The sequence below is a fragment of the Mesorhizobium sp. B2-8-5 genome (genome assembly GCF_006440675.2).
GTDB lineage: Bacteria > Pseudomonadota > Alphaproteobacteria > Rhizobiales > Rhizobiaceae > Mesorhizobium.
This window is the reverse complement of sequence record NZ_CP083951.1, coordinates 6190801-6208031: the sequence shown is the minus strand read 5'-3', so window position 1 is coordinate 6208031 and position 17231 is coordinate 6190801. Positions and strand designations below refer to the sequence as shown.

18 protein-coding genes and 1 pseudogene are annotated in these 17231 nt (G+C 59.3%); 16 read left to right on the top strand and 3 right to left on the bottom strand.

What is annotated here, in order from left to right; all coding sequences use genetic code 11:
* Nucleotides 1-288: 288 nt before the first annotated feature.
* Nucleotides 289-1476, top strand: coding sequence for an IS481 family transposase (locus FJ430_RS30465; RefSeq protein ID WP_181175401.1), 1188 nt, complete (start codon nt 289-291; stop codon nt 1474-1476).
* Nucleotides 1477-1706: 230 nt separating this feature from the next.
* Here the strand turns inward: FJ430_RS30465 and FJ430_RS30460 are convergent, their stop codons facing one another.
* Nucleotides 1707-1922 carry a helix-turn-helix transcriptional regulator gene (locus tag FJ430_RS30460; protein WP_140706098.1) on the bottom strand — a complete coding sequence of 72 codons (216 nt, stop codon included), beginning with the start codon at nt 1920-1922 and terminating at the stop codon, nt 1707-1709.
* Between the two features lie 128 nt (nt 1923-2050).
* Entirely contained in the window at nt 2051-5104 is a 3054-nt protein-coding gene (traA, locus tag FJ430_RS30455; RefSeq protein WP_140706096.1) for a Ti-type conjugative transfer relaxase TraA, read from the bottom strand.
* 173 nt (nt 5105-5277) lie between these two features.
* On the opposite strand from traA, the gene FJ430_RS30450 reads away from it, so the two are divergent.
* From FJ430_RS30450 to FJ430_RS30405, 10 genes and pseudogenes are all read left to right on the top strand, one after another.
* The gene (locus tag FJ430_RS30450) at nt 5278-5604 is read left to right on the top strand and encodes a conjugal transfer protein TraD (RefSeq protein WP_140706094.1); all 327 of its coding nucleotides are present in this window, start codon (nt 5278-5280) and stop codon (nt 5602-5604) included.
* 1 nt (nt 5605) lies between these two features.
* Complete coding sequence (locus FJ430_RS30445; protein ID WP_140706092.1) at nt 5606-5854, top strand: conjugal transfer protein TraD; 249 nt, start codon at nt 5606-5608, stop codon at nt 5852-5854.
* Nucleotides 5855-6792: 938 nt separating this feature from the next.
* Nucleotides 6793-6963 carry a hypothetical protein gene (locus FJ430_RS30440; RefSeq protein ID WP_226891998.1) on the top strand — a complete coding sequence of 57 codons (171 nt, stop codon included), beginning with the start codon at nt 6793-6795 and terminating at the stop codon, nt 6961-6963.
* A 141-nt stretch (nt 6964-7104) separates the two neighbouring features.
* Complete coding sequence (locus tag FJ430_RS30435; protein ID WP_140706090.1) at nt 7105-7701, top strand: hypothetical protein; 597 nt, start codon at nt 7105-7107, stop codon at nt 7699-7701.
* A gap of 1 nt (nt 7702) precedes the next feature.
* The gene (locus FJ430_RS30430; RefSeq protein ID WP_023707996.1) at nt 7703-8770 is read left to right on the top strand and encodes an XRE family transcriptional regulator; all 1068 of its coding nucleotides are present in this window, start codon (nt 7703-7705) and stop codon (nt 8768-8770) included.
* Between the two features lie 86 nt (nt 8771-8856).
* A pseudogene (locus FJ430_RS30425) lies at nt 8857-9667 on the top strand (IS1 family transposase).
* A gap of 16 nt (nt 9668-9683) precedes the next feature.
* Nucleotides 9684-9971 (top strand): hypothetical protein, encoded by a 288-nt coding sequence (locus tag FJ430_RS30420; protein WP_181175396.1) that lies wholly within the window; start codon nt 9684-9686, stop codon nt 9969-9971.
* Nucleotides 9972-10083: 112 nt separating this feature from the next.
* The gene (locus FJ430_RS30415) at nt 10084-11445 is read left to right on the top strand and encodes a DUF262 domain-containing protein (protein ID WP_140706088.1); all 1362 of its coding nucleotides are present in this window, start codon (nt 10084-10086) and stop codon (nt 11443-11445) included.
* Nucleotides 11442-12614: an AAA family ATPase gene (locus tag FJ430_RS30410; protein WP_140706086.1), complete on the top strand. Its 1173-nt coding sequence runs from the start codon at nt 11442-11444 to the stop codon at nt 12612-12614. Before FJ430_RS30415 ends, FJ430_RS30410 begins: the two co-directional genes overlap by 4 nt.
* A gap of 9 nt (nt 12615-12623) precedes the next feature.
* Entirely contained in the window at nt 12624-13469 is an 846-nt protein-coding gene (locus FJ430_RS30405; protein ID WP_140706084.1) for a hypothetical protein, read from the top strand.
* 69 nt (nt 13470-13538) lie between these two features.
* On the opposite strand, the gene FJ430_RS31665 is transcribed toward FJ430_RS30405, so the two are convergent.
* Nucleotides 13539-13673, bottom strand: a complete 135-nt coding sequence (locus FJ430_RS31665) for a hypothetical protein (protein WP_264296064.1) — start codon at nt 13671-13673, stop codon at nt 13539-13541.
* A gap of 24 nt (nt 13674-13697) precedes the next feature.
* On the opposite strand from FJ430_RS31665, the gene FJ430_RS30400 reads away from it, so the two are divergent.
* The 5 genes from FJ430_RS30400 to FJ430_RS30380 are packed head-to-tail and all read left to right on the top strand — an operon-like array spanning nt 13698 to nt 17063.
* Nucleotides 13698-14066 (top strand): hypothetical protein, encoded by a 369-nt coding sequence (locus FJ430_RS30400; protein ID WP_140706082.1) that lies wholly within the window; start codon nt 13698-13700, stop codon nt 14064-14066.
* Between the two features lie 56 nt (nt 14067-14122).
* On the top strand, nt 14123-14428 hold the full coding sequence (locus tag FJ430_RS30395) for a DUF2604 domain-containing protein (RefSeq protein ID WP_140706080.1): 306 nt from the start codon (nt 14123-14125) through the stop codon (nt 14426-14428).
* Nucleotides 14425-15042 carry a putative metal-binding protein gene (locus FJ430_RS30390; RefSeq protein ID WP_140706078.1) on the top strand — a complete coding sequence of 206 codons (618 nt, stop codon included), beginning with the start codon at nt 14425-14427 and terminating at the stop codon, nt 15040-15042. The genes FJ430_RS30395 and FJ430_RS30390 overlap by 4 nt, the downstream gene beginning before the upstream one ends.
* Nucleotides 15043-15098: 56 nt before the next feature.
* Nucleotides 15099-15530 (top strand): Mov34/MPN/PAD-1 family protein, encoded by a 432-nt coding sequence (locus tag FJ430_RS30385; protein ID WP_226891996.1) that lies wholly within the window; start codon nt 15099-15101, stop codon nt 15528-15530.
* A gap of 6 nt (nt 15531-15536) precedes the next feature.
* Nucleotides 15537-17063, top strand: coding sequence for an E2 ligase fold family C protein (locus FJ430_RS30380; RefSeq protein ID WP_140706076.1), 1527 nt, complete (start codon nt 15537-15539; stop codon nt 17061-17063).
* The last annotated feature ends 168 nt before the right edge of the window (nt 17064-17231 follow it).

The window sequence follows — 17231 nt, the reverse complement described above, 5'->3', positions numbered from 1 at the left end:
GCCATTCGTGAGACCTCCCTCTGGCTGTTTCGATACCAACAGGATGTCCAATACCAACGGAAATACCACCCCTGTGCTCCGTTGGACCAAATACGCCGAAATTCCGAGAAACGCGCCTGCCCGCGCCCTCTCGTCCGAAAAGATGAGCAATTTCAGTGCGTTGCAGAAACCCAAGCGTAGGAGCTTCGGCGAAAGGGAATGTCGAGAGAAGTGCCCTTCCCGAGAGATGGGTGACAGTTCATTCCGGATAGATGGGTTACACTTTCGGCCCTTTGCGAGGAGAGCAAGGTGCCTTGGAAGGACTGTAACGTCATGGAAGAGCGGCTGAAGTTCATCGCCCGGCTGCTGGACGGCGAGAAGATGGCCGTGCTTTGCCGTGAGTTCGATATCTCGCGCAAGACCGGCTACAAGATCCTCACGCGCTACAACGACAGCGGCCTTGAAGGGCTGACGGATCGGTCGCGTCGGCCCTACCGCCATGCCAATCAGCTTCCGTTTCAAATCGAGAAGCTGATTGTGCGTCTGAAGCAGGACAAGCCGACATGGGGTGCGCCGAAGATACGCGAGCGGTTGGCCAGGCTGTACCCGGATGTGCACCGCCCCGCGATCTCGACGGTGCATGCGGTTCTGGACCGGCACGGCATGGTCGAGCATCGCAAGCGAAGGCGCAACAGGGCGACGGGGACACCGCTTTCAAACGGCTATCGCCCCAACGATCTTTGGTGTGCCGACTACAAGGGCGAGTTCATGCTCGCCGATCGGCGCTATTGCTATCCGCTGACGATCACCGACTTCGCCAGCCGTTATCTCATCGCCTGCGAGGCGCTGTCGACCACCAAGGAGGCCTATGCCTTCACCGTGTTCGAAAGCGTTTTCAAGGAGTTCGGCCTGCCCAGTGCGATCAGGACTGACAATGGCGTTCCCTTTGCCAGCCCCAATGCGCTGTTCAACCTCAGCAAGCTGTCGGTCTGGTGGCTACGCCTGGGCATCGACATCGAGCGCATCAAACCGGGCTGCCCGCAGCAGAACGGGCGCCATGAGCGGATGCACCTCACCCTGAAGAAGGAAACCACCAAACCGGCTGGCGCCAACTTTCTTCAGCAGCAGGCCAGATTCGATGACTTCATCGATGAGTTCAATTCAGAACGCCCGCATCAGGCGCTCGACATGGACTGTCCAGCCGAGCGCTATCAACCTTCAACGCGGCCCTATGCCGGCCTGCCAGATCTCGACTATCCGGTTCACGACAAGGCCGTCACCGTCACCACCTGCGGCCGCATCTGTTACAATCACAGGAAGATCAACCTCAGCCTCGTCTTTGCCGGCCAGACCGTCGGCATCAAACAGGTCGAGGACCATATCTGGCTGACCAGCTTCATGGACTATGATTTGGGATACTTCGATGATGAGACATGCAGGCTCGAACCACTCCAAAACCCCTTCGGGCCAAAAGTGTTACCCATGTCTCCGGTATAAACCGTAACCCATGTGTCCGGAACGGACCAAGGGGGGATGGTGCCAGAGGCGGAATCGAACTTCCGACTATCTATTTGAATTTATTATTAGATCTTCAGTGTGGGTAATGGTCGATACCCGCAAAATTACCCAATCCAAAATCATACCGGTGGTTCGGTTCCGTTTTCCACAGAAAATTGCATTTCATGATGCGATAGATACTCTCATTTCGCCACCTCTCGCAACCGGACTTATCGGATTTCATCACTTTCTCGCCTCGGACTCCAAGATGCGGGATTCTCTACCCATCGATTGATTTCCGACTCTCGCCATCCTGCACCGTTTACGCTGATTTTGATTTGGGGTGGAAAGGTGCCTTCGGCAATCTTGCGATACATGGTTGAGCGGGAGAGCCCGGTCCGGGTAAGGACGGTTCTGAGGCGGATGATGCGGTCGGGTTCCGGCATGGCTGGCCTGCTTTCCGCTGGGTGCTTCTGATACCTGATGAGCCCAACAGAACAGGCAGCTACGGGCGTGCAAGAGGGATCCTCGCGGCGTCGTAACGTGACGTGGAAACGGCGGCAAATCGGATGGGTCAGAGTCCGATGCCGCGCCCCCGTCCCAGACCGATGCCGTGGTTGAACGCGAGTTCCACACCCAGACGCCGGCCGGATTCAACCTGGATGCCAAGTGCCTTCTTATGATTGGCAAGGAGGGATTCCAGCTGCGGATCGCGTTCGAGGCTCTTGGCCATATCGGACATGGCCGAGCGCGTTGACCTGTAGCCGGAAATGTCGCCGGCCTGGTATTGTCCCTGGCTCGTGCGATCGAGCTTTTGCCAACGTTCCACGAACCGGTCAGCCCGGCGGCCCGGATCGATGTCCGGTCCGGTGCGGATTTCCGTTTCAAGCTGGAGAGCAAGCACGACACGGTTGACCCGGCCGGCGCCCGCCTCATGGACAAGCTCGGGGCTTTTCACATAGGCCGCTTCGGCATCGCGCCAGCCGTAGGGACGAACCTTCTCGAAAGCGTCGCGAGCGTCCCTCAATTCGCGCGTCTGTTCAGGACTGACCTGCCCGTCCACATTTTCGGTGCGCAGGATCGCATCTATCGCGCGCGCGTGACGCACAAGCGCGTTCGTGCGAGCGCGGCGCAGCGCCGCTTCCGCGTCCGCCGGCGCATCCGTTTCGCGCTGCGTTCCCGTGACGGAAGCCCCTCTTTCAGGCGCGTGGCCGGCATCCGCGATTTGCGCGCCAACATCTTCCCTTCCCGGCCTGAGCCCACGGTCCTGGCCGGGCTCGGCATCTCCGGGCGAGCGGAACCCGTCCAGCAGCCCGCCGATCCTGTCGCGCAGCTTCTCCGGAACAAGCCGGCAAACGATCTCGACCACACGCTGGCGGAAGGTGATGCCGCGTCGCTCAGCATAGACCTGCGCCGGGTCGACCTGCTCGTAATCCGACGCCATATCCTTTGCGCGGTCGCGTGACAGCGTGCGGACGAGCCGGTCTCGTGTCGAGAAGTCGTCGCTGCCGTAGTGCAAGTCCATCCCGTCTCGATGCCGGGACAGGCCGACGTAGCTGCCGTGTGCATCCATGCCCGGCGTTGCCAGCACGTGGGTGCGGTCGACGGTCATGCCCTGGGCCTTATGAATAGTCGCGGCATAGCCGTGGTCGATGTGGGCATAGTCTTTGAGGTCAAAGCGCACCGACCTGCCGTCGTCGGTGCGGACGGCCATTCTCTGTGTGCTGACCTCTTCGATCACACCGAGCGTGCCGTTCTTGACGCCGAGCCCGCGCTCGTTGCGCAGGAACATGACGCGGTCGCCGCTTGCAAGGTTTCTTGCACCGCGTTCCACTTCCACCTGAACCTCGTCGCCAAGATCTCCGGCGGCGCGCATCCGCTCGCGCGCCGCCTTGTTGAGCGCGCGCACCTCGTCGTTTGTATGGGTGAGAATGATCCGGCTCGCCTCTGGATGCGCCTGCCTGTCGCGATCCCAGCGTTCGACGAGTTCAGCTCGCGCCTCGTCGCGCGTTGCAGCCTGATGCACCATGCCTTGCGCGTCGTAGGCGCCGATCGCAGCGCCGATCTTGCCGCTTGCCAGGTCGCGCGTGGCGTCACGCTGCCAGTCCTCGCGCTGCCGGCGCACCTGACCGATTTCGACGCCGCCGTGGCGCTCGTGAATCGAACGGAACGCGGCGCCGGCCTCGATCGCCTGCAGCTGCTGCGGGTCACCAACCAGCACGACCTTTGCGCCGACCTCCGCCGCATGGGAGAGCACGCGCTCCAACTGGCGCGTGCCGACCATGCCGGCCTCATCGATCACCAGGACATCGTGTGCGGTAAGCAGATCGCGGCCCTGGCCCCAGCTATGTTCCATGCTGGCGATGGTGCGCGAAGAAATGCCTGATCCGCTTTCCAGATTCTCCGCCGCAATGCCGGAAAGTGCCGCGCCTCGAACTTCATAGCCTGCGGCTGCCAATGCCTGGCGCGCAACGCCCATCATGGCGCTCTTGCCGGTTCCGGCAAAGCCGACGACGACACCAAGACCGCGGCCATCGGTGATGTGATCCAGTGCATCGGTCTGCTCGTCTGACAGGACAAGACCGCGTTGCGCAGCCCGCGCCAAAGCCGTCTCTCGCACAACGTCACTCACCGCATGACGCTCCGCCCCGGCCATGCGCTCCGCCGCGCGATGCAGGCGCTGTTCGGTTTCGATCATCTGCCGCGTGGTGAAGCGATCTTCGCCGCGTCCGTCCTTGCCGAGTTCGATCAGATCGGGCGCGTTGGCGATCGCGCCCATGACTTCGTTGAACTGCTCCATTCCATCACTGTGCCGATGCGCGAACTTCGCAATGTCTTTTCGGGTAAAGGTCGATTGCTGATGCGTGATGGCATCAAGCGCCACGGATGGATCCGCAATGATGCGCGCGCCATTGTCGCGCGCGATCTCGCGGTGCAATTCGGCGCGATCCGCTTCAATGCCGGCAGCGTCAAGGCCACCGCCCTCGATGCGTTGCGCCGGTGCACCAACCTGGGTTTGCGGCTCAAGCGCAATGCCCTGCGCTTCCAGACTGCGATGATCGATGCGGGCGTCGATGTCGAGTTCTGCAAGGCGCTCATTGGCAAGCTCGGCCCATCGCTCGCGCCAGCGCTCGACCAGCTCGGTGCTGTTCCAGTCGCGCACCTTCGGACCAAAACCGTTCTCGTCCACGGAGCGCATGGTGAGCATGACATGGGCATGCGGTTTGGGACTGCCATCCTCTGCCCTGTCCCAATGCACATTGAGATCGGCGACCATGCCCCGGCTGACAAACTCGGCCTGCACGAAGTCGCGCGCCAGTTCGATCCCCTGCGCCTGGCTCAGTTCGCGCGGCAGGGCAAACTCCACCTCACGGGCCAGCTGCGCATCCCTGCGCACCTCGAACGCCTCGACATCGTTCCACAGCCGTTCGCGGTCGCTCCAGGCCTCCGGCGCGTCCTCCGGCAGCATCACTTCGGAATGGACGACACCGCGCTTGGCCGAGAAATCATGGCTGCATTCGATCCGCTCGTCGCGCAACCGCGAAGCCGAGCGGTAGGCGGCTGACGCCACAGCGCTGCTTCCAGCCTTGCGGCCAATGACCTTGACGTGAAGATGATAGATAGCCATCGCGACCAGATCATTTGCACGTCAAAGCGTACGTCGGCACGACGTATAAGCGCGCCCTCCCTCGAAAAAATCTCGGGATGGACCAGCCCGTCCCGGGCTGTCTCGGCAACCCTGAAGCCTTCCGAGAGACGCTCCCCTATCATCGCCACATCGACAATCGATGGAGACAGCACATGCGTAAACCTCGTGACTTCGACGCCGAACTGAAAGCACTGGAAGACAAGGCGCGAGAACTCAAAACCCGAAAAGTGCAGCAGCTTGGCGAGCTGGTGATCGCCACGGGCGCTGATCAACTGAGCACCGACGAACTGGCCGGCGCATTGGTCGCCGTCACTGAGACGATAGACACCGCAAAGCGTGAGGCATGGGCCAAGCGTGGAGTGATGTTTTTCGAGAGCGGGTCCCGGCGAGTTGCTCCGGCATCTCAGCGCAACCTGCGGGGCACTCCAGCGCAACCGGGCAGCTCACAATCGCCGGCAAGCGGCTCTGGCTCGCAATGACATGCGCACCTGGCAGGTCGAGCGCCGTAAGCGCACCCGACATCTGATCGAACTTGGCGGTCTCGTCGTCAAGGCAGGCATTGTCGAGCTCACCAATGACGATCGCGCTACGATCTACGGCGCGCTCATCTGGATAGCGGACAAACTCCGAAGCGAAGACGATCAACGGATGCGAGAGTTGTGGGCCGAAATGGGGAAGGAGGCGTTTATGGCTGAGCGGAATGAAGAACCAAAGGGACAGCAAGCGTAGCGATGTTTGCCGCGAGCGGCGGGCAGTGCGGAGACTTCAAATATCGTGCGCCGCCCACTTCCCTCCGACCGTCGATTTTGGGTCGCAGCATCTCGAAGGCCTCCCGGCCGAAGACGCTCCGGTTGACAGCGACGAACGCCGAATAGCTGCCGATCGACGGTCAACGAACTCAGGACCCGCAGCAGGCGGGGCTTGACCGGCGGTGGACGCTTGAACCTACAAATTGTCTCAAGCAAATCCGCCGGACGACAAATCCCAATTTCTGACGTAGCCTGCTCGTTTTGCCGTTCTCGGACGCTGTAAATCCGATTAATGTTCGATTCTCGCATGTAACACCGGCTCAAACTGTTCGATCTGGTGCGCGGCTGCTTTGGGCCGCGAGATATCAATTCCGACCATTCGTCGAGTCGGGTGTGGGCGACGCTCTGCACGTTGGGCGATCTTGCGCGCTGAATTGGCAGTCTGCGCAGGCGCTTGCCTTTCGCACGGAGCTTTTCGCCTGACCAAGCAGACGCTTGAGGCGGGCTAGGCCGCTGTCGAACGACAGGTAGCAGGAGGGGGTAGTGTCTCAGTTTGAGAGCGCCTATCTCGGTTTACCCGCATGGGCGAAAACGCCTATATGCTTAGCGGAAAGCATAGGAGCGATGATGTCGGCCGATCGAGAATGGCGATGGTTAATCACATGGGACAATGCGGTTCCCAATCGAGACTCCACCAAGCTTCTCAAGCGGCTACAAAGGCTTGGGGTTTATCGAGAGATGACGCCCCGGACAACGATAGTCTTTGCGCCCACCAAAAAGATAGGCTGGAGGCGAATGAGGAAGTTTCTCCGGCGATATCTACACCCACGTGATGGGAACGCGGCATACGTAAACCTTCGTAGTGGACGCGTCTTCCACCTTGGCGTCACCACTGGATATTCATGGCAGGAGGTCTGAATGCCTCCCGGACCTAAAGGCCAGAAGCGCCCCGCCGACGCGATCGGCAACTCCGTACGCGTCATGCGCATTGCCACCGGCGACGAAGCCGAGGACGTGCACGACGATGGCAAGAGCGCCGCCGCCAAAGAGCTTGGTTCGAAGGGTGGCAGAAGCGCGCCGCTAACATGACGCCAGAGCGGCGCGCCGAGATCGCGCGGAAGGCGGCTGCAAGCCGTTGGAATACCAAGGAAAAATAAACTCGGAATATTTTGCTTCTCTTTTGATAGGATTTTCTGTACGGTCCCATGCATCGAATCAAGGGACACCGCGATGCCGCGTGATGAAGCCTACAGTCGCCAAAAGCTGGAACGGTTTTTGCCGGTTTTGTATAGTGCCGCTCGCGACGGCGTCCGTGCCGGCCTGAACGATTATCGGACGACTGGCCACATTCATCGGAAGACAACGAGGCGCAGTATTGTGCGGGATCACATCGTTGACAACCTGCGCGCCAACCTCATGCTCGATCCAGAAGTGTCTATCAAGGATAGAAACCAGACCACTTATTTCAATATCGGTGAATTTCGCTTACTTGCCAAAATGGCCAATCAGGATGGTGCGGTGGGGTTGAACCGCAATCAGATTTCTTTGGGTTTTCAGGAAAATGGGGTTTCGACGCTTTTTTCCCCCGAGGAGCTGGATGAGACTACGAATCTCTATTTGAGCTACGTCCCCAATTCCATCACTCCCGACGAACCTTTCGTTTATGTGATCTGCCCGAAGGCAGACGGCTATCATTGGCGGATGGAATTGGAACCGCCGGCAGCCGCCGCCGATGCCGAAATCGGTCGCGGTCCTGCGCCAAATGATCATGGCGACGATCTTATTCGGGTTATACCGGACGCAAAGCCGGACACCTCCGAGACTTGAAATGGCGAAGACATTCAACCCAGAAATGCTCGCACTGGCGCGAGAGTCGAAGGGATTCACGCAAGGCGATTTGATCGATCGCCTTGCGGAGCCGATGTCGCAAGGCAAATTGTCGAAGATTGAGAACGGTCTCATCCAGCCGACCAACGAGGATATCGACGCGCTGGCGTTGGCGCTCGGTTATAAGCGCGAGTTCTTTTTCCATCCGCATTTAAGGCGAGCAGAACCGGCGACCTACCATCGAAAACGGCAGAAGCTCACCAAGGCCGATTGGGCGAAAATTTATGCCAAAGCTGAAATCTATCGAATTACCACTTCCATCTTCCTTCGCTCTGTAGAATTGGCGCCGAGCAGAGCGAACCCTCCTTATATCGACCCCGATGAAGTTGGCGGCAGAGTTGACGACATTGCCCGCGCCGTGCGCCAGGCATGGTCGATGCCGCGCGGCCCAGTCGAAGACGTAACAACACTCATGGAGAGTGCCGGCATTGTCGTCGTCCCCTTCGACTTCGGGACGGAACTCTGTGACGGCTTCTGTCAAAGTGCTTCTGAAGGAATGCCCCCTGTCGTGTTCATCAACACACGGCAGCCAAAGGACAGGCTGAGATATTCCCTGGCTCATGAACTTGGACATCTGGTGATGCATAAAATCCCAAATCCGGAAATGGAGAGGCAGGCTAATCTATTTGCTGGTGAATTCCTCATGCCAACAGCCGACATCGCCAAGGACTTCTACAGCCTCTCTCTTGAGAAATTTATGGCGCTCAAAAAATACTGGAAGACCTCAATGGCTGCCCTCATGTTGAAGGCGCGGGACATTGGCCGGCTGAGCGAGAGCGCTCACCGATACTACATGATCAATATGTCCAAGCGTGGCTGGCGAACTAAGGAACCTGTCGACATTGAAGCGCGTGAAAGTCCGAAACTGATCTACCAACTGGTCCGCGCGCATATGGGACACCTGAATTACACTCTTGACGACCTTTCCACGCTTACCGGCCTCCCCACTGAAACATTCCAAGACTTTTTCGGCCTCGTAAGCACACCGCGATTCCGAATCGTTAGCTGAACCTTTATCCTTGGCACTAAGCATAAAAGTTCACCTATTAGGGGCATGAACAGCTGCCTCTTCAGACCCGCGTCCAAATCCTCGCCATGCTTTGCGAGGGTTCTTCGATGCGCTCGAGCTCGCGCGTTGCCGACGTGTCGATCAACACGGTTTCGAAGCTGCTTGTCGATGCCGGCAAGTTCTGCGCCGATCTGCATGACCGCGAAGTTCGCAATGTAGCTTCCAAGCGCGTTCAATGCGATGAAATCTGGTCATTCGTCGGGCGCGAAGGGGAAGAACGTGTCGGCCATGAAGCAGCCGGTTGAAGGCGCTGGCGACGTGTGGACGTGGACCGCTTTGGACAGCGACAGCAAGCTTATCATTTCCTGGCTGGTCGGCGGCCGCGATGGCGAATATGCGCTAGCCTTCATGGACGATGTGAAGGATCGGCTTGCAAACCGCGTCCAGCTTACGACAGACTGCCACCGCGCCTATCTCAATGCGGTTGAGGAAGCCTTCGGAGCGGATATCGATTACGCGATGCTCATCAGTATGGCGAGCCGGAGATCAACAAGTCGCCAGAGCGCCGCTTCAGCCCGTCCGTTTGCACTGGTGCGACCAAGACGCGGATTGAAGGCAATCCCGATCCTATGCACGAGCACGTCGCATATCGAGCGCGCCAATCTCACGATGCGCATGGCGAACCGACGCCTTCACGCGTCTTACCAATGCTTTCTCAAAGAAGTTCGAAAGCCATGTCCACATGGTCGCGATCTACACTGTCTGGTACAACTTCATCAAAATGCACAAGACGCTGAAAATGACGCCGGCAATGGCCGCTGGCATGTCGCAGCGATGGACCATCTTTGCGAGAAGATGGACGCCGTTGCGCCAAAGCCGGGAAAGCGCGGTCCTTAGAAAAGCAGGTATCGGAATGAATGATCATCGGCTGCCGGGGCGCTATAAAGCGCTCATTGCGGCCAACCTGTCGGTTGCCATAACAGGCATTCTCCTGCGGCCCATTTATCCGAAGAGCATCTATATCGCGATGTTTGTTATGGCCGTATTACTTATGGCCTTGTCGGCTAAGATGGTGTTGCTGGCGCGTAAGGAGCCATCCACCTCGCGGCGCGACACGAGCCTTTTTCTCATCCTTGCCGCCACGTGCTTTGGCGCAAGCGCCTATGGAATTTATCTAACGCTGCGTTCCATCTTGAATTGAAGGGGAAACCGAGAGCGCGTCAAGTTTCAAACTGAGACACTACCCAGGAGGGCGGTAGATTGTTTCGGAAGCTGCCGATATATGTCTGTCGGAACCATTATTGGAGCGCACCTTGCAAATCCCCATCCGCCTCGCGTCGGGAGAGCGAGCATCTGTCGCTCTGCGGCTGGACCAGTCGCAGCCCGACGGGCTGTGCCGTTGGACCGCAGAAGACGTTTCGCATGAACTTACAATCACCACAACGGAAGCCGGCCAGATCGTGGGCGTCGAAATGTCCGGAGATATCGGATCGACCCCGGACGAGATCAGCGAAGCCTTCATACAGGCGCTCGCGGAGCGTTCGATCCAAGAGGCTGCGGGCATAGAGGTCACTGAGGAATCGGCAGACGGCTCGCCCGAGCCCTTCCCCTACGATCCGGAGTTCATCCGGGTCGACACGAAGCCTTTCAACATCAGCCTAGTCTACGACATGATCAAGGACGGCGACATCAACCTGTCGCCCGATTTCCAGCGCCAATTTGTGTGGACTGATGTCGGCGCGCGGTCGCGGCTCATCGAATCGATAATGCTGCGCATTCCGCTGCCAGTCTTCTACCTCGCCCAGGATTACGACGGACGCCTGCAGGTGGTCGATGGGCTGCAGCGCCTTACCGTCATCGAGCAATTCCTCGACAACAAACTGCGCTTGCGCGACCTGGAATATCTTAAGGACGAGGAGGGTAAGGTCTTCCGACATGACGATCCGAACCGCTGCATCGACCAGCGTTACCGCAAGCGGATCATGCAGACGCAGATCATGATGAACATCATCGACGCTCAGACGCCGGTGGACGTGAAGTTCGACATCTTCAAACGCATCAACCAGGGCGGCCGGCCGCTCAACGCCCAGGAAATCCGCAACTGCATGTCGTCGCCGGAGACACGGCATCTCCTGCACAGCCTGTCCCGGTCACCCGAGTTTCTGGAGGCAACATGCTCGAGCGTGGGCACCGTTCGCATGCAGGACCAGGAGATCGCGCTTCGCTTCGCGGCGTTCCGGCTGGCGAACCTTGAGTATCAGTCGCCATATGCGGGCAATATGGAGCGCTTCCTTGACCAGACGATCGAGACGCTCAACCGGAATCCGGGTTCGTTCGACCAACTGGTCCCCGCCTTTGAGCGCGGCATGCGCAACAGCGCACACCTCTTCGGCGCCTTCGCCTTCCGGAAATGCGGTCCGCACGACCTTCTCCCGGGCGCCAGGCGCAGGCTGATGAACAACTCGCTGTTCACGACTTGGTCGGTGGTCCTAGCGGAACGGGACGAGAAGGAGGTTCAGGCGGTCAAGCCCGGGAGTTTTGCCGAGATCGTTGCTCACGAACTCGACAGGGACGCCAATTATTATGACAGTGTCTCGTTCGGCACCAACGATCGGCGTCGGTTGCTCTACGCATTCGAAAAGGCACGAACCCTCTGCGCGGAGCATATGGGATGATCTGCGACGTCCACCTGACCAATTTCAAATGCTTCCAGCAAGAGCAAATCCCACTCAAGCGGCTTACCGTGCTGAGCGGCGGAAACGGTGTCGGCAAGTCGAGCGTGATTCAGGCGCTCCTGCTCCTCCGTCAGACCGGCGACCAGGCCCGTCTACTGGCGGGGGCGGTCAGCCGCACCGATGGGGGGCATCCGCTTTTTAGCATCAAGCTCAATGACAACTATCGGCTAAGTCTGGGCAACAGCGCCACGCTCACGAACGCGGATATCGAATCCGACATGGTTGTTCTGGGGGTGTCCGGCGATGGTACCGACCGCGTCATGTGCAGCTTCGAGGCGAGCACCAAAAAGCCGACGACGAGCATCGCCTGCGTCGAGGCGCCGGAGGACCTACTCGAGCGTGTGGGCGCGTTTCCCATCTTCCAGCAGGAATTCCATTACCTCGTCGCCGAGCGGGTCGGTCCGCGTGACCTGCAGCCGATGGCCGACCAGCTCTTCATCTCCACCGGCTATGCGGGCGAGTTCACGGCCTTCGCGATCTCACAGGCGGAGGCAGAGAGCCGCATGGTGGCGCAAGCCTTGTGCATCGAGGCTGATTCCAAGCTCTTCCGAGTCCAGCTTGAGGCTTGGATGGGGCGGCTGGTGCCGGGAGCACAGATTTTCACAACGCCTCATCCCGATCTCAATCGCGTGCAAATGGCGATCGGCCGGCGGGGCGCGACGGCGAAAGCGCTTCCCCCGGCCAATACGGGCTTCGGAATCAGCTATGCCTTGCCGGTGGTGGTGAGTGGGCTGCTCGCGGCTCCAGGATCGATGCTCATCGTCGAAAACCCGGAGGCCCATCTCCATCCCGGCGCTCAGACCGCAATCGGGATTTTCCTCGCCTCGGTGGCCTCGGCAGGCGTACAGGTCCTCGTCGAGACCCATAGCGAGAATGTCCTGAACGGTGTCCGCCTGGCCGTGCTGCGGGACATCATCCCACATGATGATGCGAGTTTCCTGTTCCTGTCGCTCGGCGAGGGCCCGGGACAGCCCATCCTCCACCCGATCACGATGGACAAGGCGGCCGAGCTCACGAGCTGGCCGCCCGGCTTCTTCGATCAGCAGGGTGCCGACCTGGCCGAGATGATGAAGGCACGCCGAGCCCTGGCCGCACAGGCCAAGGTGTGACTGATCGGCATGCCGGCGAGCCTCATCCACAGCCTCGGACGATATGAGCCGCCATCGGGTGCGACGCTTGAGTCGTTGATCGGGCGTTTCGAGGCGCTGCTCGTGCTCGACGATGAGCTGCGCGAAGCCGGGTATGCGATCCACAAGGACGAAGGCCTCTACTATGCAGAGGTCCTTCCGGGCATCGCTCTTTACCAGATCCTCTTCGAAAGCCCCGAAGGTATCGGCCGGGACATGCAGCGGCTCCTCCAGCTCGCAATCGACAGGACCGTGTCGACAACATTGGCCGAGCTTGAGGCGCGGGGCGCCGTCGGCGAGCTTGGACCCTGGGCGGAAGAGGGGGCGCGGAGCGTCAACGACCTCGACCGATGGATCGCGGTGATGCGCGAGCAGCTCAAGGCGTATCAAGGCGATCGCGACGGCTTTTTGCTGGAATGCCGCCTGGCGTTCCCGAATTTCATTTTCAGCAAGCGTTTCCCCGACTGTCTCGGCACCTTTAAGGGAGATCTGAACGACTTCGTCGCGGTGATCGTGTCCGCGCTAGTATCGCTTGCCGACGACATGCCGAAGTGCATGGAGCAGCCGACCACGCAGGCGTGCATGAAGGCGTTCACCGCGATGTCGGGCTACGAGACCTCGATGGAGGGGGACGCGGACCGCAAGGAAGCGCTGACCTTTCAGTTTGCGGGCAAGGACGGCACAATCCGGATCCTGTGCGAGCCCCATATCAAACTTCATTGTTCAGCCCGTGCCGGTGACACCGAATATTATTTCCATCGTATCTATTTCTCGAGTGCGGAGCATGCCGAGTTCAAAGGCAGGACGCTTATCGGGCATATCGGCGAGCATCTCTAACGATGAGGATGGAGGCCGGTGATCCGCCGATCACCCTGCAGCCGCCCAGGCTCGTGGCGCGTCCCAAGCCTAGCAGGTCAAGCGCAACCAGATCGACGCCTGCCGGGGCGGCAGCAGCGGCGGTGTGACGATGCCAGCCGCCGCCTTGGCGGCAGCAAAAGCCATCAAGAGGCCGAATGCGCGTGGCTCGGCAAGCTCATCCATCACGCGCACCTGCGGATGATCCTCATGGAACAGCTCGGGTCAAAAGTTTTCTTGGAGGAGTATTGCGATGGCTTTTCAGCGGTCGACGGCAAGTTTGATTCTGTCTTCTGGCCGGACTGGGATCCCGCCTCACCGTCTCCGAATGTTGAATTGGAACAAGCGACAGCTTTCGGGGTCGCTGGCCACTGGGCTGAATGGCGGCAATTGGGCGCCTTGCTGACTGGCAGGAATAGGGCCGTCAGCGGACCGTCAGGTATCGGCTTTGTTCCGCAAAAAGCTGCCGTTCAGCGTCCGACCCCGGCCGTTCAGACCCTATTCACGCCGGAGCAGCTTCTGGCCCAAGCGGACATACGCAAAGCGTGGATTGACGGAGGAAACGAAAGTTTACCGTAGGCCCAGAGTAGGCACCGTGATAGTAGTAGAGGAAACTTAACATGGACGGTTAGAATATGGCAAAGTCTCCGAAAAGTTCACCTGAAACAGCGGCGCCGACGGCCGGCCCCAAACAAAAAATAACTCTGACTATCGTTGTCAATGGTGAGCCAGTGGCTGTGGAAGCCAATGTCAATTCGCCGTTGCATACAGTTATCGCTAAGGCGCTAGCTGATTCCGGGAACGTCGGCCAGCCGCCGGAGAACTGGGAGCTGAAGGACGAGGCAGGAGTTGTCCTAGATGCAAGCAAGAAAATCGAGGACCTTGGGATCATTGAGGGTCAGAAGTTGTTTCTGAGCCTCAAGGCCGGGGCAGCAGGTTGATCGAAGGTCAGTTCGTTGACGAGTCGGTTTCTAGACGTAAGTTTGACCGCGAAGTCGCGCAGTACCGAAAGCTTGACCATATATATCGTCGGCGAGGCTGGTTCCTTGTTGAGGCCGACTTTCCGACGGTAGTCGTATTGTTCGCCGCCCTTAAAGTTAAGCCCCCGGCACTGGTTTGCGCAGTGCGATTGGATTTTACCAACTACGACCTTGTCCCCCCGTCGGTGAAATTCGTAGATCCTGGTACCGGCGCGGAACTGCCATTCAAGAGCTTGGGCTTCCAGATGCTCCGTTTGAACGGCGTCGAAAATGCCTCGCCTGAAACGATAACCGCTCTAGCGCAGCAACAACGCCTGCCGGCTCAATCTTTGCTTCAGGCACACGACCCTGACGATGTCCCTTTCCTTTGCTTGCCCGGGGTACGCGAATATCACGACCACCCGGCCCATACAGGTGACTCATGGCTTTTGCATCGTCGCTCTGGAGAAGGCTCCTTACACTTTATTCTCGAGCAAATCTGGGCCAGCGGAATCAACCCGATCCAAGCGGCCAATTACCAGATTCAGATCGCCTTCGCGGGGTTCCAGCACAACCCGGCAGCCTTTCCAAGGTAAGGAGCAGCCTTGCCACTGCCGAGAAATTCATTGTCCCCCGGGCTGTATTCGATGATGTGCACGCGCATCTAGTCGAGGTAGGGCGGTCCGGATACGAGGGACTGGGCCTTTGGGTCGGTCGCATACGAGCGGGCACAGCCACAGTGGAACGAGCACTCATTCCCGAGCAGAGGCTCATTCGTGGCCCTGCTGGTGTCGGCGTGCTTGTCGACGGGGCTGAGTTGCACCGTATCAACGTTTGGCTCTTCGATAATGGTCTACGCATACTTGCGCAGATTCACAGCCACCCCACGGATGCATACCACTCGGACACCGACGACGATAATGCGTTAGCAACGACGGCCGGCTCACTTTCCCTGGTCGTTCCGGACTTCGCGAGAGGGCCGGCAGATTTGTCCCAGACTGTGGTCTATCGGCTTAACGGCGCCGGGAACTGGCTCCCCGTTCCTGCCGAGGATGTTAGTCGTCTCATTGAAATCGTGGATTGAGCTACCATGGCGCTCGCAACCTATTTCGGCCGTGCCGCAACCGCGGCCTCGCAAGTGCTACAGGGGTTCCAGACAAAGAATTTCGAGCAGCTACTCAACGGGCTGGTGATCGGAATTGCCTTTGACGAAACGGCCTGCTCCAGCGAGGGCAGGGCGTCGCTTGATCTTCTGGTCCGGCTGGTAGCCCGGCTTTACCCCAATATCTGCTTTCTGCCGGAGGGCGACGAGGCGACGAAGTTGGCGCGTAGCCTCAGCTCGTTGGCGCGCTCCATAAACGGACAGATCGATATAGTCCGGCCGCGCCTGGCGGCGCTCTCGCAGTGCCTCATTGTCGGCTCGACGGCTCCGGATGTAGCTTGCTCTCGGATGTTCTTGGGGTCTGACGGCTGGCTAGCGAAATTCTCCACCGTACAGCCGGTTGGCTCCGGCTGTAGTAGCAACAGTTTCGGCGCAGGTGCTGCGTCGTGTATCGCAGCATCAAATTTATTCCGCTTGATATTTAACGAGCAGATCAGCGGGGCGACGGTGGACAGCGCAGTCTCGTTCTCATTGTTTGACTACGCCCCCGGATCCGATGCTAACCCGCCGCTTGAGACGAACACGGTCCTCGAAACCATCTTCCTGCTGGGATTAGGAGCAATCGGCAATGGCGCTGTATGGGCCCTTGCGCGGGTATCCGGCCTCCAGGGGCAGTTGGGGCTTGTCGACGACGAGGAGGTCGACCAAAGCAATCTGCAGCGCTACGTGTTGGCATTGGAGAAGGACATCGGCGGCAGCAAGGTAAAGCTTGCCCGTCGTCACCTGACGTCTCAACGTGGGTTGTCGCTCCAGGATCACCCTTACAAATGGCAGTCCCTAGCGGGGTCACACTCGCTGCAGCACGTCGCGATCGCGCTGGATACGGCGGCTGACCGCATCGCGGTACAGGCTGCCCTGCCTCGATGGACCATCAACAGCTGGACGCAACGGGGGGATCTTGGCGTGTCGCATCATAACCTAGATGGCGAACTGGCCTGCCTCGCGTGCCTCTATTTACCTACTGGATCCGTTCCGGATGAAGACCAGGTCATTGCTCAGGCACTTAGCCTCGAGGACCGGAAAATGGACGTCGTGCGGCCCATGCTACACAGTGGCGCCCCCGTCAGCGTGGAATTGATGCGGGAGATCGCAAGCCGCCTGATGGTGCCTCTTGAGCCGCTACTGCCGTTTGTTGGCCAGCCGCTGCGAGGCCTCTATCAGGCTGCAATTTGTGGAGGGGTGGTTTTCGAGCTAACCGGGGGCGGTAAACCGGTACGTGTAGAGGTCCCGATGGCCTTCCAGTCGGCGATGGCAGGCATCATGCTCGCCGCAGAAATCGTCAAACGCGCCGCCCTCAGGGATGCTCCCAGCTGGACAACCGCGAAGCTTAACTTGCTCCGCAAAATGCCCTCTGACGTGATTACGGAGCGCAGAGCAAAGGATCGTCTGGAGCGCTGTATCTGCCAGGATGCGGATTATCTGGATGCATATCGGGCAAGATACAAATCAGTGTAGTCGCACCGACGGTGATGAATTTCTCGCCGCCGTCGCGACGCTAGCGGCTGCAGCCCTCCGAAGCGTGGCGAAAGCTGACAACAGCCATGGAGGCCGGCAGAGGGTTAGGTGGGCGCGAACGTGGCATACGAACTTGCCGCCCAATGTCTCCTATCAGGGGTAGAGCTG

Bases quoted from the DNA above. Each gene is read 5' to 3' on its own strand.
- FJ430_RS30435 (WP_140706090.1), top strand. From the start codon at position 7,105: ATGCCGCGTGATGAAGCCTACAGTCGCCAAAAGCTGGAACGGTTTTTG.
- FJ430_RS30440 (WP_226891998.1), top strand. From the start codon at position 6,793: ATGCCTCCCGGACCTAAAGGCCAGAAGCGCCCCGCCGACGCGATCGGC.
- FJ430_RS30395 (WP_140706080.1), top strand. From the start codon at position 14,123: ATGGCAAAGTCTCCGAAAAGTTCACCTGAAACAGCGGCGCCGACGGCC.
- traA (WP_140706096.1), bottom strand. From the start codon at position 5,104: ATGGCTATCTATCATCTTCACGTCAAGGTCATTGGCCGCAAGGCTGGA.
- FJ430_RS30410 (WP_140706086.1), top strand. From the start codon at position 11,442: ATGATCTGCGACGTCCACCTGACCAATTTCAAATGCTTCCAGCAAGAG.
- FJ430_RS30430 (WP_023707996.1), top strand. From the start codon at position 7,703: ATGGCGAAGACATTCAACCCAGAAATGCTCGCACTGGCGCGAGAGTCG.
- FJ430_RS30445 (WP_140706092.1), top strand. From the start codon at position 5,606: ATGCGCACCTGGCAGGTCGAGCGCCGTAAGCGCACCCGACATCTGATC.
- FJ430_RS30405 (WP_140706084.1), top strand. From the start codon at position 12,624: ATGCCGGCGAGCCTCATCCACAGCCTCGGACGATATGAGCCGCCATCG.
- FJ430_RS30380 (WP_140706076.1), top strand. From the start codon at position 15,537: ATGGCGCTCGCAACCTATTTCGGCCGTGCCGCAACCGCGGCCTCGCAA.
- FJ430_RS30400 (WP_140706082.1), top strand. From the start codon at position 13,698: ATGGAACAGCTCGGGTCAAAAGTTTTCTTGGAGGAGTATTGCGATGGC.
- FJ430_RS30450 (WP_140706094.1), top strand. From the start codon at position 5,278: ATGCGTAAACCTCGTGACTTCGACGCCGAACTGAAAGCACTGGAAGAC.
- FJ430_RS31665 (WP_264296064.1), bottom strand. From the start codon at position 13,673: ATGGATGAGCTTGCCGAGCCACGCGCATTCGGCCTCTTGATGGCTTTT.
- FJ430_RS30420 (WP_181175396.1), top strand. From the start codon at position 9,684: ATGAATGATCATCGGCTGCCGGGGCGCTATAAAGCGCTCATTGCGGCC.
- FJ430_RS30460 (WP_140706098.1), bottom strand. From the start codon at position 1,922: ATGCCGGAACCCGACCGCATCATCCGCCTCAGAACCGTCCTTACCCGG.